Origin of the sequence: Pilimelia terevasa (assembly GCF_014647915.1) — a bacterium.
Classification (GTDB): domain Bacteria; phylum Actinomycetota; class Actinomycetes; order Mycobacteriales; family Micromonosporaceae; genus Pilimelia; species Pilimelia terevasa.
Genome location: NZ_BMQC01000007.1, coordinates 122,989 through 136,533, shown reverse-complemented (window position 1 = coordinate 136,533; position 13,545 = coordinate 122,989). Strand labels below are relative to the sequence as shown.

At 76.5% G+C, this 13,545-nt stretch carries 14 protein-coding genes and 1 pseudogene; 5 read left to right on the top strand and 10 right to left on the bottom strand.

Features of this window, described 5'->3' with window-relative positions; genetic code table 11:
• Positions 1–13: 13 nt before the first annotated feature.
• Positions 14–1,351, bottom strand: a complete 1,338-nt coding sequence (locus IEY75_RS11830; RefSeq protein WP_229789583.1) for a S1C family serine protease — start codon at positions 1,349–1,351, stop codon at positions 14–16.
• A gap of 225 nt (positions 1,352–1,576) precedes the next feature.
• On the opposite strand from IEY75_RS11830, the gene IEY75_RS11825 reads away from it, so the two are divergent.
• Entirely contained in the window at positions 1,577–2,194 is a 618-nt protein-coding gene (locus IEY75_RS11825; RefSeq protein ID WP_229789581.1) for an O-methyltransferase, read from the top strand.
• A 47-nt stretch (positions 2,195–2,241) separates the two neighbouring features.
• Here the strand turns inward: IEY75_RS11825 and IEY75_RS11820 are convergent, their stop codons facing one another.
• Positions 2,242–3,624: a leucyl aminopeptidase family protein gene (locus IEY75_RS11820; RefSeq protein ID WP_229789611.1), complete on the bottom strand. Its 1,383-nt coding sequence runs from the start codon at positions 3,622–3,624 to the stop codon at positions 2,242–2,244.
• Positions 3,625–3,835: 211 nt separating this feature from the next.
• Positions 3,836–4,003 carry a DUF3117 domain-containing protein gene (locus IEY75_RS11815; RefSeq protein ID WP_189114334.1) on the bottom strand — a complete coding sequence of 56 codons (168 nt, stop codon included), beginning with the start codon at positions 4,001–4,003 and terminating at the stop codon, positions 3,836–3,838.
• 190 nt (positions 4,004–4,193) lie between these two features.
• Here IEY75_RS11815 and IEY75_RS11810 point away from each other — a divergent pair, with 190 nt between their 5' ends.
• Both IEY75_RS11810 and IEY75_RS11805 read left to right on the top strand, forming a co-directional pair.
• The gene (locus IEY75_RS11810; protein WP_189114333.1) at positions 4,194–4,994 is read left to right on the top strand and encodes a PaaX family transcriptional regulator; all 801 of its coding nucleotides are present in this window, start codon (positions 4,194–4,196) and stop codon (positions 4,992–4,994) included.
• 1 nt (position 4,995) lies between these two features.
• Positions 4,996–5,805, top strand: a complete 810-nt coding sequence (locus tag IEY75_RS11805; RefSeq protein WP_189114332.1) for an enoyl-CoA hydratase-related protein — start codon at positions 4,996–4,998, stop codon at positions 5,803–5,805.
• A 131-nt stretch (positions 5,806–5,936) separates the two neighbouring features.
• On the opposite strand, the gene IEY75_RS11800 is transcribed toward IEY75_RS11805, so the two are convergent.
• From IEY75_RS11800 to IEY75_RS11780, 5 genes and pseudogenes are all read right to left on the bottom strand, one after another.
• Positions 5,937–7,163: a S8 family peptidase gene (locus IEY75_RS11800; protein ID WP_189114331.1), complete on the bottom strand. Its 1,227-nt coding sequence runs from the start codon at positions 7,161–7,163 to the stop codon at positions 5,937–5,939.
• A gap of 224 nt (positions 7,164–7,387) precedes the next feature.
• Positions 7,388–7,591 (bottom strand): annotated as a pseudogene (locus tag IEY75_RS11795) (hypothetical protein); the annotation flags it as partial.
• A 23-nt stretch (positions 7,592–7,614) separates the two neighbouring features.
• Complete coding sequence (locus IEY75_RS11790; RefSeq protein WP_189114330.1) at positions 7,615–8,262, bottom strand: DNA-3-methyladenine glycosylase I; 648 nt, start codon at positions 8,260–8,262, stop codon at positions 7,615–7,617.
• 101 nt (positions 8,263–8,363) lie between these two features.
• A complete protein-coding gene (locus IEY75_RS11785; RefSeq protein WP_189114329.1) occupies positions 8,364–8,858 on the bottom strand; it encodes an SRPBCC family protein in 495 nt (164 codons plus the stop codon).
• Complete coding sequence (locus IEY75_RS11780; RefSeq protein ID WP_189114328.1) at positions 8,858–9,610, bottom strand: DivIVA domain-containing protein; 753 nt, start codon at positions 9,608–9,610, stop codon at positions 8,858–8,860. The genes IEY75_RS11785 and IEY75_RS11780 overlap by 1 nt, the downstream gene beginning before the upstream one ends.
• A 68-nt stretch (positions 9,611–9,678) precedes the next feature.
• Here IEY75_RS11780 and folP point away from each other — a divergent pair, with 68 nt between their 5' ends.
• The gene (gene folP, locus IEY75_RS11775; protein ID WP_189114327.1) at positions 9,679–10,548 is read left to right on the top strand and encodes a dihydropteroate synthase; all 870 of its coding nucleotides are present in this window, start codon (positions 9,679–9,681) and stop codon (positions 10,546–10,548) included.
• 139 nt (positions 10,549–10,687) lie between these two features.
• A complete protein-coding gene (locus IEY75_RS11770) occupies positions 10,688–11,284 on the top strand; it encodes a hypothetical protein (protein WP_189114326.1) in 597 nt (198 codons plus the stop codon).
• Between the two features lie 51 nt (positions 11,285–11,335).
• Here the strand turns inward: IEY75_RS11770 and IEY75_RS11765 are convergent, their stop codons facing one another.
• Positions 11,336–11,710: an NADH-quinone oxidoreductase subunit A gene (locus IEY75_RS11765; RefSeq protein ID WP_189114325.1), complete on the bottom strand. Its 375-nt coding sequence runs from the start codon at positions 11,708–11,710 to the stop codon at positions 11,336–11,338.
• A gap of 97 nt (positions 11,711–11,807) precedes the next feature.
• Complete coding sequence (locus IEY75_RS11760) at positions 11,808–13,502, bottom strand: alpha/beta fold hydrolase (RefSeq protein ID WP_189114324.1); 1,695 nt, start codon at positions 13,500–13,502, stop codon at positions 11,808–11,810.
• Between the last annotated feature and the right edge of the window lie 43 nt (positions 13,503–13,545).

The following is a 13,545-nucleotide window of genomic DNA, read 5'->3' as shown; positions in this document are numbered from 1 at the left end:
CCGACCCGGCAGGCTAGCCGCGGCCGGCGGCCAGCCGGACGGAGACGGTACGGGCGAGCGCGCCCCGGTCGTACCCCACCGACACCGCCTCGCCCGGCGCCCGGCGGCGGACGAGGGCGATCAGGTCGACGGCACCCTCCAGCGCCCGGCCGTCCAGCCGGGTCACGATGTCGCCCGCCCGCAGGCCCGCCCGCCGCGCCGGGCCGCCCGCGGCGACCGCGCCGAGCTGGACGCCGGGGCTGCCGACGACGTCGGTCACGTCCGCCCCGAACACCGTCCGGCGGGCGCTGCCCGAGGCGATGATCTCCCCGGCCACCCGGCGCGCCTGGTCGATCGGGATCGCGAACGCCAGGCCGATGCTGCCGGCCTCCTGCCGCCCGGCCACGGACTGGATCACCGCGTTGACGCCGACCACCCGGCCGGCCGCGTCCACCAGCGGTCCACCCGAATTGCCCTGGTTGACGGCGGCGTCGGTCTGGATCGCCGCGTAGTAGCGCACCTGCTCCCCGGCGTCGCCCCCGGTGCGCAGCGGGCGGTCCAGGGCGCTGACGATGCCCGCGGTGACGGTGTCGGTCAGCGCCAGCGGGGAGCCGAAGGCCAGGACGGGGTCCCCGACGGCCAGCGCGGCCGGGTCGCCGAGCCGGGCCGGCCGGCGGCCCCGGGCGTCCTGGACCTGGAGGACGGCGAGGTCGGCCTCGCGGTCGACCCCGACCACCCGGGCGCCGGTGACCGCGCCGCCGGCCAGGGTGACCTGGACCGTGCCGGCCCCCGTACCGAGCACGTGGTCGTTGGTCAGCACGTGGCCGGCGCCGCTGAGCAGGAAGCCCGAGCCGACGTTGGCGCCGTCGGCGTCCGTGGTCCGCACCGTGACGACGCTGGGCCGGACCGCCGCGACCGCGGCGGCGACGCTGCCGGGCGCCGGGGTTCTCGCGCGGCTGCGGTCACCCAGCAGGGCGCCGGTGGCGCCGCGGGCGCCGAGGTAGCCGGCCGCGCCGCCGACGAACCCGGCCGCCAGGGCGACGACGACCACGGCCCCGAGCCAGGCCGGCGCGATGCCGGCCGGCGCGGCGGCACCGGTGGCGGCGGGTGCGGGGGCGGCGGCCGGCGCGGCGCCGCCGTCGGGGAGCGCGGGTGCTGGTGGGTCGGTGGCGTCCGCGGTGGGGCGCAGGTCGACCGTCGGGCCGGCCGGCGGGGTTCCGGGGGTCAGCGCGCGGAACTCGGCGAACAGCGGCAGTGCCCCGGCAATGTCCGGCAGCGGCGCCGCAGACGCACCCGCCGCGGCGTCCGCCGGGTCCGCCGACGGCAGCGCCCCCGGACGCGGGGGCGCGTCGGCGCGATCGACATCAGTCACCTGCCGGTCCGCCCTTTCCCCGTCGACTGCCGGCCCGGGACCATGGTGGCACGGCGGCCGGGCGCGGGGCGGGCCTTCCGCCGGGGCCGTGCGCCTCACTGGCCACGCCACCCCCACCGACCACTTTCGCAACGTTCGTTCTTTTTGTCCGATGGATCGTCGGCGGCGCACCCCGATCAAGATCCACATGTCCTGGCCGGTGCCGGCGTGCACTAGGCTCGGCGGGTGCAATTCGTGGAGGCGTACGCCACAGAGGACGCGGTGCGGCAGACCGCCCGGCTGCTCGCCGACGAGATCGGCACGCCCGCGATCGGCGCCGACGTCGGGGCGGTGCTGCGCCTGCTCGCCGCCGTCCGCGAGGCCCGGGCAGTGGTCGAGATCGGCACGGGTACCGGCGCCAGCGGCCTCTGGCTGCTGCACGGTATGCGCCCCGACGGCGTACTGACCACTATCGACCTGGAGTCCGAGCACCAGCGGCTGGCCCGGCGGCTGTTCGCCGAGGCGGGCTACGCCCCGTCCCGCACCCGCATGATCACCGGTCGGGCGCAGGACGTGCTGCCCCGGCTGGCCGACGGGGCGTACGACATGGTCTTCCTCGACGCCGAGCCCACCGAGACGGTCACCGGCGTCGGCGCCGCCGAGCGGCTGCTGCGCCCCGGCGGCATCCTGGCCGTCCACGGTGTCCTCGTCGGCGGGCGGGTCGACGACCCCACCGCCCGGGACCCGGACACGGTGGCCCTGCGCGAACTGCTGCGCGCCGTGCGCGACTCCGACGTGTGGGTGCCGGCGCTGCTCCCGCTGGGCGCGGGCCTACTCACGGCCGTCCGCCGCGAGGACCGCTAGCGCCCGCCGGGCGCCGCCTGAGGCGGCCCCGCGCCGGGGCGGCCGCCTCAGGCGGTGGCGAGCCAGCGCAGCAGGGTACGCACGCCCCAGCCCGTGGCGCCCTTGGTCAGCTCGCCCTCGGCCGCGTCCGACCAGGACGGCGCCGACATGTCGAAGTGCGCCCAGCGGTCGCGCAGCTCGCCGGTGAACTCGCGCAGGTACAGCGCCGCCACCACCGAGCCCGCCCCGCGCTCCGGCGCCGGGAACAGGTCGGCCAGGTCGCTGCTCAGGTACTCCACGTAGTCGGCGGGCAGCGGCATCCGCCACGCCCGCTCCCCGGCCGCCGCGCCGGCCGCCGCCAGCGCCCCGGCCAGCTCGTCGTCGTCGCTGTACAGCGCGGCGTGCCGCTTGCCGAGCGCGATCGCGTTGGCGCCGGTCAGGGTGGCCAGGTCCACGAGCACGTCGGGCCGCAGCCGGCGGACCGCGTAGCCGAGCGCGTCGGCGAGCACGAGCCGGCCCTCGGCGTCGGTGTTGGTGATCTCGCTGGTCCGGCCGTCGTAGTGGGTGAGCACGTCGCCGGGCCGGTAGGCGTCGCCGCTGACGGCGTTCTCCGCGAGCGGGAGCACCGCCGTGATCCGCACCGGCAACCGCAGCGCGGCCGCGCCGACCGTGGCGCCGAGGACGGCCGCCGCGCCCCCCATGTCCTTGCGCATGAGCTTCATCGCGTCCGCCGGCTTGATCGACAAGCCGCCGGTGTCGAAGGTGATCCCCTTGCCGACGAGCACGACGTGGGTCTTCGCGCCGCGCGGGCGGTACTGCACCTCCACCAGGCGCGGCGGGGTCGCCGAGCCGCCGCCGACGGCCAGCAGGGCGCCGAAGCCCTCCTCGGCGAGCGCCGCCGGCTCCCACACCCGGACCTGCGTGTGCGGCGCGTCCGCCGCCGCGCGGCGCGCCTGCTGGGCGAACCACGCGGGGTTCTTGCGCGAGGACGGCGTGTTGGTCAGGTCCCGGGCCAGCGCCGTCGCCGCGGCGGTGGCCGCGGCGGTCGCCAGCGCGTCGGCGTACCGGTCCGGGTCGGCCAGCGCGAGGGTGACCGCCGCGTCCTTCGGCGCGCGCTTCTCGGCCACGAACCGGTACGAGGCCAGCATCAGGCCCTCGGCCAGGCCCCGGACCGCCTCGGCCGGCGCGTCCGCCGGCACCGCCACGGTGAAGGGCGCCGCGCCGGTGCGGGCCAGGGCGGCCCCGGCCGCCCGCCAGTCCGCCTCGGTACCGTCGCCGACCCCCGCGAGCAGCAGCGTCGCCGGCCGCGCCAGGGGCCGGGGAAGCCGCTGGACCGCGCCGGCCCGACCGGGCTGGTCGGCGCCGTCGAGCAGCGCCCGGACCGCGTGGGCGAGGTCCGCCGGGAGGGCGGCGCGGTCGACGCCGTCCCCGCCGACGGTGACCGCCAGCACTCCGCTGACCGCGCGCGGCGGCGCCGTACGAATGGTGAGCACCCAGCAAACTCCCGCTTCACTCGTGGATTTCGGCCCGCCCCGAGGGCACCCGGACACGGAGACAGACTCGCCGGTACTCGGGCGCACCGGCGAGCCACGCCTGCGGTACGGGCGGCAACCACCCGGTCAGGCGACCATGCGTTTCAGGCGGCCCGGAGCCGCCGATGATTCAGTGCACGGCCTCGCGCAGCGCCTCGCCCAGCGCGGTGGCCTCGTCGGGCGTCATCTCGACCACCAGCCGGCCGCCACCCTCCAGCGGCACCCGCATGACGATGCCCCGGCCCTCCTTGGTGACCTCCAGCGGACCGTCGCCCGTCCGCGGCTTCATCGCCGCCATCCGTGTCTCCCCTCACCTGTACCGGACGCCTGGGCCGGCCCCAGACGCCCGTGTCGCGACCCGCACCGAACTGGTCGAGCGCGCATCGACCCATGATTTTCCCTGATGACTGCCCGCACACCCAAACCGGCGGGCCGATCTGGTCACGGCTTGTAGCGGAATTCCGGCGTGGCTGTCACAATCTGCGCTCATGCAGGCACGTTCGGCGCTGTTCGACGTGTACGGCGATTATCTGCGACCGCGCGGCGGACGCGCCGCGGTCGCCGCGCTCGTGCGACTCCTCGCCCCTCTCGGGGTGTCCGGCCCGGCGGTGCGCACCGGGGTCTCCCGGATGGTCCGGCAGGGCTGGCTCGCGCCCGTCCGGCTCGCCGAGGGGCCCGGGTACGCGCTCACGCCGCGCGGCACCCGGCGGCTCGACGAGGCCGCCGCCCGGATCTACCGCACCGCCGACCCCGGCTGGGACGGCGCGTTCGACCTGGTGATCGTCGCCGGGCCGGTCACCCGGCCGGTGCGCCGCCGGCTCGGTGCCGCGCTGGCCTTCCAGGGGTACGCGCCGCTGGCCGACCTCACCTGGGTGGCGGCCCGGCCCGGCGACGAGGTCGACGTCGTGCTCGCCGAGGCCGGTGTCGGCCACCAGCGGCTGCGCGCCGCCCACACCGGCGGCGCCGCCGGGGCGGCGGGCCTGGTCCGCGACGCGTGGGACCTGGCCGCGCTGGCCGCCGCGTACGACGGCTTCGTGGCCTCGCTCACACCGGTCGTGACGGCCGTCGGCGCCGACGGGCCGGACGAAGCGGCCTACGCCGCGCGCTGCCGCCTGGTGCACGCGTGGCGGGCCTTCCTGTTCCGGGACCCGGCGCTGCCGGCCGACCTGCTCCCCCGACCGTGGCCCGGAACCGCCGCGGCGCGCTTCTTCGACGCACACGCCGGACGCCTGCGAGGTGCGGCGGACCGGTACGTTGGGACCTGTCTGACTCGCTCGGAAGGACCGTGACATGACTGCTGCCGCGCAGGACGCCGCACCGCTGCTCGTGGAGCGCACCGACGGGGTCACCACCCTGACGCTGCACCGCCCCGACTCGATGAACGCCCTCGACGTCTCCCTCAAGCTCGCCCTGCGGGAGGCACTGCACGAGATCGCGGCCGACCGGTCGTGCCGGGCCGTCGTCCTGACGGGTACCGGCCGGGCGTTCTGTGTCGGCCAGGACCTGCGCGAGCACGCCCAGACGCTGGGCCGCGCGGACGGCGACCCGCTGGCCACCGTCCGCGAGCACTACAACCCGATCGCGCACGAGATGGGCAACCTGCCCAGGCCCGTGGTCGCCGCCGTGCGCGGCATGGCCGCGGGCGCGGGCGCGTCGCTGGCGCTGCTCGCCGACTTCCGCATCGGCGGGCCGTCGACCTCGTTCCTGATGGCGTTCGCCAACGTCGGCCTGGCCGGCGACACCGGCATCTCCTGGTCGCTGCCGAAGTTGGTCGGCCACGCCAAGGCCACCGAGCTGCTGATGCTCGCCGAGCCGGTCAACGCCGTGGACGCCCACCGGCTGGGCCTGCTCACCAAGCTGGTCGGCGGCGACGACGAGGTCCTGCCGATGGCCCAGGAGTTCGCGGCGCGGCTGGCGGCCGGCCCGACGATCGCGTACGGGGCGATCAAGCGGCAGCTCGCCGTCGGCGACACGAGCACCCTGTCCGACGCGCTGGCCGCCGAGGCGCAGGCGCAGATGATCTGCGGCGCGACCGGCGACCACCGGGCGGCCACCGAGGCCTTCGTCCAGAAGCGGAAGCCGACCTTCGAGGGCCGCTGACCGGTCCGGGTTTGGGGATCGGCCGCCGCGGGGATGATGGACCGCGACGGTGGTGAAGACGCCGGTGGGGTGGTACGGAGAAGCGCGGCCGACCGTGGCGGTGGGCCGCGCTTCTGCGTGCGTCCGGGCGCTCAGCGGGCCCCGAGGTAGAGCAGCTTGTTCGGGGTGTTGCTGCCGGCGCCGGTGATGACGCCCGGCGTGGCCGCCGCGGCGACCGCGTCGTGGAGCTGCTGCGGGGTCAGCGTGGGCTCCTTCTCCAGCATCGCCGCCATCACCCCGGCGACGTGCGGCGTGGCCATCGAGGTGCCGTCCTTGGTGCCGGTGGCGGTGTTGCTGGTGTGGGTCGCCGACTTCACGCCGACGCCGGGGCCGTAGATGTCGACGCACTTGCCGTAGTTGGTGAAGCTCGCCGACCGGTCGCGGGTGTCGCTCGCGGCCACCGTCACGGCGCCGCCGACCCGCGCGGGGGTGTAGTTGCACGCGTCCTGCGGGCGGCCCGCGGCGTCGCCGTTGCCGGCGGCCACCGCGAAGTGGACGCCCTTGGCCATCGCCGCCGTCATCGCGTCGTCGATCGGCGCGAACGGGTCGCCGCCGATGCTCATGTTCACGACGGACGGGCCGGTGGCGTTGGCGGTGATCCAGTCGATCGCCTTGGCCACGCCCGCGTCGGGACCGGAGCCGTTGCAGTCGAGCACGCGGACGGCGACGAGCTTGACGTTCTTGGCGATGCCGTACGTCTTGCCGCCGACGGTGCCGGCCACGTGCGTGCCGTGGCTGTGGCAGTCCTTGGCGTCGCCGCCCTCGGTGATGACGTCGAGTCCCTTGACGGCCCGGCCGCCGAACTCCGTGTGCGTGAAGTGGATGCCGGTGTCCACGATGTACGCGGTCACGCCGGTGCCGTCGGTCGGGTAGCTGTACTTCTTGTCCAGCGGCAGCTTGCGCTGGTCGGTGCGGTCCAGGCCCCAGACCGGGCTGCTCTGCGAACCGCCGCCGGCCGCCCGCATCAGGTGGCTCTGCGCCACGTACCGGACGCCCGGCCGGGCGGCGAGGCGGCGGGCGGCCGCGGCGTCGCCGCGGAACTGGAACCCGCGCAGGCCGTGCTCGTAGGTGAAGCCGACGGTGCCGCCGAACTCCGCCGCGAGCCGGGCCGCCGTGGCGGGGACCGGCGCCCGGCGGGCCGCGGCGTCGTCGAGGGCGACGACGTAGTCGCCCGCGATGAGGTGGTCGCCGGTGGCGACGAAGGTGCCCCCGGTCGCGGCGTGGGCGGGAGTCGTGAGGGCGGGAGTCGTGAGGGCGGCCGCGGCGAGTGCGGCGGCGGCGAGTGCGGACAGGATCCGACGGGTGCGCGGCAGCGTCATGTGCCAGTACCTCCGGGAGCGGTGGGTGGGGTCCTTCCGTGCGCTGGCGCTGTCGGCGCGCGCGGCACCAGGACATTGACACCATACGATCCCTGGTCGTCCGCTGCATAGCGTGGCGCCACCGTCGTGGCACCAGGTGCGGGACCCGCCGCTGCGCGGCCCGCGCGGCCGCCCGGCCTGGCCCGCCCGCGTCCGGCCCGGACGGCTCTCCGGCTCACGCCGGGTCAGTCGTCCTCCTCCGGGTCGAGGTTCACCTCCGCGCCCGCGACGTAGGCCCGCAGCGACAGCTCGTCGTCACTGGGGGCGACGAAGACCGGTAGCTGCGCCGGACCGAGTTCGGCGACGTACTGCCAGAACTGGCGCGCCGCCTCGGTCGGGGACGCGGCCTCGATGGGCAGGTCGACGCTGACGAGCCAGGTACGGGATGGTGCGCCTGTGGCCATGTCCGCCATCACACCACGGTCCCGGGCGGCACGTGACAGGCGGCCAGGTGGTCGTCGACCATGCCGGTGGCCTGCATCAGCGCGTACGCGGTCGTGGGGCCGACGAACCGGAAGCCGCGCCGCTTCAGCTCCTTGGCCAACGCCGTCGACTCCGGCGTCACCGCCGGCACGTCGGCGAGCGCCGCCGGGCGCGGCCGGGCCGGTGGGGCGTACGACCACAGGAGCGCCGACAGGCCCTCCGGCTGGGCCAGCGCGACCCGCGCGTTGGCGACGGTCGCCTCGATCTTGGCCCGGTTGCGGATGATCCCCGGGTCGGCGAGGAGGCGGTCGACGTCCTCGGTGCCGAACCGCGCGACGGCGGCGAGGTCGAACCCGGCGAAGGCCGTGCGGAACGCCGGCCGGCGCAGGAGGATCGTCAGCCAGGACAGCCCTGCCTGGAACGCCTCCAGCGCGAGCCGCTCGAACAGCGCGTCGTCGCCGCGCAGCGGCCGGCCCCACTCCTCGTCGTGGTATGCGACGTAGGCGGCCGGCCGGGAGCCCCAGGGGCAGCGCGGCCGCCCGTCGGCCCCGACGACGACCTCGGCGGGGCGCGCCGCCGTCGGACGGGCCTCGGCCGGGCGGGACGCGGCCGGGCGGGGCGGTTCTTCCTCGGTCATGGCGGCAGGTTAGCCGCGTCCGCCGACAGTCCGCGGCCTGTTACGGCCGATCACGCACCCGCGGACCGCGCCGCGGCCGGATCCGGTCCGCGGGTCCGTGATCAGCGGGCCGGCCCGCCGTGCTCCGCCTCGACGTTGCGCACGAACCGGGACAGCGCCTGCGCCAGCGACAGCTTCGAGACCGGCCACGCCACCGGCCAGAGCACCCGCGTCACCGAGGAGGGCAGGTGGAACCACTCGTGCAGCACGATCTGCGTGCGGTCGTCCCGCATCGGCGTACAGCGGAACACGCCCGGACCCCGCAGCACCCGCCCGAAGTGGACCACCCGTACCTCGTACGGCGGGTCCAGGCGCACCACCCGCATCCGGTCCCGGAGCACGGCCGGCCCGACCGCGGTGACCGCCTCCACCTCGCTGCCCTCGCCGCCGTCGCCGTCGACCACCCGCACCCGGGTGAACGGGATCCACTGGCTCTGCCGCTCCCAGTCCACGAACGCGGCGAACACCACCGCGGCCGGCGCCCGCACGATCGCCCGCGCCGTGACCTCCCCGCCGCCGGGCGCCGCCGCCGACCCCAGGTCCTCCGCGGCGGCCATCAGGCCGGCCCCGCCGAGCCGCCGGAGCGCGCGGCGGACCCGCCGCCGGCCGGTGCGGCGCCCGGCGTGGGACCGCCGTCCCCGCCCGGCGCGGCGGCGCCGCCGGAGGAGGCTGCCCCGGTACCGGGCGGCGCCCCAGCCCGCGCCGCGCCGGCCGGCGCCCCGGCGGTCGCGGTCTCCGTTACCGGAATCTCAGCGGCCGGGACCTCAGCCGTCGGAATCTCAGCGGTCGGAATCTCAGCGGTCGGAGTCTCAGCCGTCGCCGCCTCGGCGACCCGCCCGGCAACGGCCGGCGCGGCGGGGGCCGGCGCTCCCGCCGCCGGGGACGCCGCGGCCGCCGGCACCACCGCGGCCGGGACCGTCGCCGGAAGCCCCGCGGCCGCCGCCGCGGCCCGCTGCGCCCCGTCGCGAGTCTCCCGCAGCGCGTCGGCCTCCGCCCCGCGGCCGTCGCGCAGGGCCGCGACCTCGGCCTCCAGGATGCCGATCATCTCGTCCTTGTACCCGATGTCGTAGGCCGCCCGCGCCAGCGCCCGGTCGACCTGGGCCATCCGGTAGCCGCGCGGGGCGGTGTCGAAGCGGACGGCTCCCAGGTCCGCCTCCGCCAGCGGGCGGTCGGTCGGCAGCGGGACCGCCCGGCCGTCGGGCTCCGCCGCGCCCAGCCCCGGGTCGGAGCCGGTCACCATCGCCGCCACCGCGAACACGATGGCGCCCACCGTCAACGCCGCGACCACTCCGAGCAGATACTGACCCATAGGCTGATCGTGGCACGAGCGCCGCGTCCCGGCGACCGCGCCACCCGACTGGATGAGGAGAAGATCGCATGGGGGAACCGCTGCGGCTCGGCCGGCGCACGTTCGGCCCGGCGGAGCTGGCGGTGATGGCGATCGTGAACCGGACGCCCGACTCCTTCTACGACCGCGGGGCGACCTTCGCCGACGACGCGGCCCTGCGCGCGGTCGAGGCGGCGGTGGCCGAGGGCGCCGACATCATCGACATCGGCGGGGTCAAGGCCGGCCCCGGGGCCGCCGTCGACGCCGCCGAGGAGATCCGCCGTACCGTGGCCACCGTCGCCGCCGTCCGGGCGCGCTTCCCCGACGTGGTGATCTCGATCGACACCTGGCGGGCCGAGGTGGCCGCGGAGGCGGTCGCCGCGGGCGCCGACCTGATCAACGACACCTGGGCGGGGGCCGACCCGGACCTGGCCGCCGTCGCGGCCCGCACCGGCGCCGGGCTGGTCTGCTCCCACGCCGGCGGACTGCGGCCGCGGACCCGGCCGCACCGCGCCGCGTTCGACGACGTCGTGGCCGACGTCCGGCGGACGGTGCTGGGGCTGGCCGAGCGGGCACTCGCCCTCGGGGTCCGGCGCGACGGGATCCTGATCGACCCGGCGCACGACTTCGGCAAGAACACCCGCCACTCGCTGGAGCTGACCCGGCGCCTCGGCGAACTCGTCGCGACCGGCTGGCCGGTCCTGGTCGCACTGTCCCACAAGGACTTCATCGGCGAGGCCCTCGACCGGCCCGTCGACCGGCGGCTGACCGGTACCGTCGCGGCGACGGCCGTGTCGGTGTGGCTGGGGGCGCGGGTCGTCCGGGCCCACCAGGTCAGGGAGACGCGCGAGGTCCTGGACCTGGTGGCGGCCATCCGCGGCGACCGCCAGCCGGCGGTGGCCCGGCGCGCCCTGGCCTGACCGCCTGGGCGGCGACCACTGTCCGAAACCCGACGAACATGTCGATCCGTTGGACAAGGCGGCGGCGGCTTGGTTGGGTGGTCGGGCACGGCCACACCCGTACGGGTGACCCGACCTTCCAGAATGGAGCGCCACCCCCGTGAACCTCCGCCACGCCGCCACCGCGGTCATCGTCGCCGCCGCCACCACGACCGGCGCGCTCGCGGGCGCCCCGGCCTCGGCCGCCCCCCAGCTCAGGCCCCTCACGGCCGAGATGCTGCGGCACAGCGGCGACGCGTGCACCAAGAACCTCTACATCCGGCACAACGCCACGAAGAAGTTCGTCGTCCCGGAGACGAGCTTCCAGGGCTCGACCAAGAACATGCTGCGCGCCACCCAGAAGACCACCAACTCCCGGCAGCGCTTCGAGATCTGCCTGGAACCGGTCGACGGGGACACCGCCACGAAGGTCCACGGGTACATCCGCTCGACGGCCGTCGGCCAGTACGTCCGCACCGAGCCGCGGGCCAAGGACAAGCTCGCCGGCATGGTCCGCGCCGCCGCGCCGAAGCTCGGCGACGACACCGCGTTCGTCTTCTACTTCAAGGACGAGGCCGGCCTGGTCGCGCTCCAGTCCGCCCACACCGGCAAGTACCTCGGCGTCGAGACCCGCTACCCCCGCAACGCCCAGAACATGGTCCGGGCCGCCCGCACCCAGCAGAGCCGCGAGCTGTTCACGATCTACCTGATCGACTGAAACGCCGCCCGGTCGACGGACCGCCGCCGGCCGAGGTCGGACCGCAGGGGCTCACTGCCAGCGCAGTGCGCCCCTGCGCCACGCGTAGGCCAGGCCGAGGGCCAGGATGCCGACGAACAGGCCCATCTCGGCCACGGCCGGGCCGCCGAACCCCGGGCGGTCGAACACGACGGCCCAGGGAAAGAGGAAGACGCTCTCCACGGCGAACAGGACGTAGAGGTAGGCGTACAGGTAGTAGCGGATCTGCGTCTGCGCCCAGTCGCCGCCGACGGGGTCGAGGCCGCACTCGTACGGGGTGCGCTTGCCCGCCGGTTCGGCGGGGCGGGCCGGCCGGAGCACCCGGTTCAGGGCGAAGGCGCCCACGAACGCCGCGGCGCCGACGACCAGCAGCAGGCCCAGGGTCGCGTAGCTGCCGAGGTACGTCACGGGCGCAGCGTAACCCGCGGCCGCCCCGGGCCGCGGTGTCCGCGGCGCCGGGGCGGCGCGTGGGTCGGGTCAGCGCAGTCGGGTCAGAGCAGTCGGGTCAGAGCAGCGGCGTCCGCGCGAACGGGGCGGGCGGGGTCGCGGCGCGGCGGTCCTGGAAGGGCTGCCAGGCGTCCCGGCACTGCGCGGCCGGCGGGCGGGCGCCCGTCAGCAGGTACGCGTCGATCGCCTCGCGCGCGCACCCCGAGGCCAGGTAGGACAGGTGCCCCCAGGCGTCAGTGTCCAGCAGGTAGCTGCCGGCCAGTTCCCGGGCGACGGTGAAGGCGTTCTCGCGCGCCGTGGCCGGGTCCCAGGTGTTGCCCGAGACCAGGACCGGCGCGGCGGTCCGGCGGTGGGGCGCTCCGGTGTACCGGTCCCGGGCCGGCGCCGCCCACACGTCGGCGGCGCAGATGTCGTCCTGCCAGGCCCGCAACCGGCCGGTGTGGCCGGCCCGCCGCGCGGCGTCGTCGGCCAGGGCCGGCCACCGGCGCAGGTCGCTGGTGTGCCCGGCGTCCCCGCACATCACGCCGTACGTCGCCTCCAGCCCGCGGAAGTCGGGGGTGTCCCGCAGCCCGGTGCGGCGGACGAGGGCGTCGAGCGCCGTCGACGCGGCCGCGCGGGTCCGGGCGTCGGCGGGGTGGGTCAGGTGGTACAGGCCCAGCAGCGCCGTGTCGTACTGCTGGAGGAACTCCGGGGCATAGGCGACCATGACGGCGAGCTGCACGAACTCCTGGTAGCCGAAGGGCGCCCCGCCCACCTCGACGGGCTTGGCCCGCAGGCGGACGGCGATGTCCTCGTACACCGCGGCGGGGTCGCCGACGCCGGCCAGCGGGCACCGGGCCGCCCCGGCCGCGCGGCAGCGCCGCAGGAACTCCTGGACGGCCCGCTCGGAGGCCGGGGCGCTGCCGATCCGGTCGAACACGGGCCGGCGGCGCTGGCCGCCCACGCCGATCCAGTCCCGGCTGTCGACCACCCCGTCGATCGCCAGCGCGCGGAACCGGTCGGGGAACATCGCGGCGTAGTACTGGCCGAGGATCGAGCCGTAGGAGAACCCGAGGTAGTTGAGCCTGGCGTCGCCGAGGGCGCGGCGCAGCACGTCCATGTCCCGGGCCACCTGGGCGGTGTGCATTCCGGCGACGGTCCGCCGGCCGGCCTCGGCGCAGCCGGCGGCGATCGCCCTCGCGGCGCCCGTCCGGCTCCGGCGCTGGGCGTCGGTGACGGGCACCGGGGCGGCGACGTAGGCGGCGAGAATCTTGTCCCGGGCGGCGTCGTCGGGCAGGCAGTCCAGCCGCTCGCTCTCGCCGACGCCGCGCGGGTCGAAGCCGACGAGGTCGAAGCGGGCCCTCATCTCCGGCGCCAGCATCCCGGTCAGGACCTGGGCCATGTCCATGCCCGAGCCGCCCGGGCCGCCGGGGTTGATCAACAGTGAGCCGATCCGCCGCGCGGGGTCGGTGGCGGGCGACCGCAGCAGGCCGACCTTCACCAGCGGGCCGCCGGGCCGGTCGTAGTCGGCGGGCAGGGCGACGTGGGCGCACTCGAAGGACTCGCGGCAGGGCTGCCAGCGCACGTGCGGCGTCGCCACGCCGTCGACCCGGCGCGCCTCGGCCGGACTGGTGGTGTCGTGGCCGCCCGCGGCCGACGGGCGAGCGGGTGGCGCACCGGCGGCGGGGGCCGCGCCCGCGGCCGAGGGACCGGCGAGGGTGCCGCACACCAGCGCCGCGCCGACCACGCCGACAAGAACTGATTTTCTTCGCATTCCACAACCTTTCGGTGAGGGGATGGCCGACCGCCGCCGTAGT

What these genes read in the sequence shown, in the direction of transcription:
- folP (WP_189114327.1), top strand. Translation starts at nt 9,679, where the DNA reads ATGGGGGAACCGCTGCGGCTCGGCCGGCGCACGTTCGGCCCGGCGGAG.
- IEY75_RS11810 (WP_189114333.1), top strand. Translation starts at nt 4,194, where the DNA reads ATGCAGGCACGTTCGGCGCTGTTCGACGTGTACGGCGATTATCTGCGA.
- IEY75_RS11790 (WP_189114330.1), bottom strand. Translation starts at nt 8,262, where the DNA reads ATGACCGAGGAAGAACCGCCCCGCCCGGCCGCGTCCCGCCCGGCCGAG.
- IEY75_RS11815 (WP_189114334.1), bottom strand. Translation starts at nt 4,003, where the DNA reads ATGGCGGCGATGAAGCCGCGGACGGGCGACGGTCCGCTGGAGGTCACC.
- IEY75_RS11800 (WP_189114331.1), bottom strand. Translation starts at nt 7,163, where the DNA reads ATGACGCTGCCGCGCACCCGTCGGATCCTGTCCGCACTCGCCGCCGCC.
- IEY75_RS11805 (WP_189114332.1), top strand. Translation starts at nt 4,996, where the DNA reads ATGACTGCTGCCGCGCAGGACGCCGCACCGCTGCTCGTGGAGCGCACC.
- IEY75_RS11760 (WP_189114324.1), bottom strand. Translation starts at nt 13,502, where the DNA reads ATGCGAAGAAAATCAGTTCTTGTCGGCGTGGTCGGCGCGGCGCTGGTG.
- IEY75_RS11785 (WP_189114329.1), bottom strand. Translation starts at nt 8,858, where the DNA reads ATGGCCGCCGCGGAGGACCTGGGGTCGGCGGCGGCGCCCGGCGGCGGG.
- IEY75_RS11780 (WP_189114328.1), bottom strand. Translation starts at nt 9,610, where the DNA reads ATGGGTCAGTATCTGCTCGGAGTGGTCGCGGCGTTGACGGTGGGCGCC.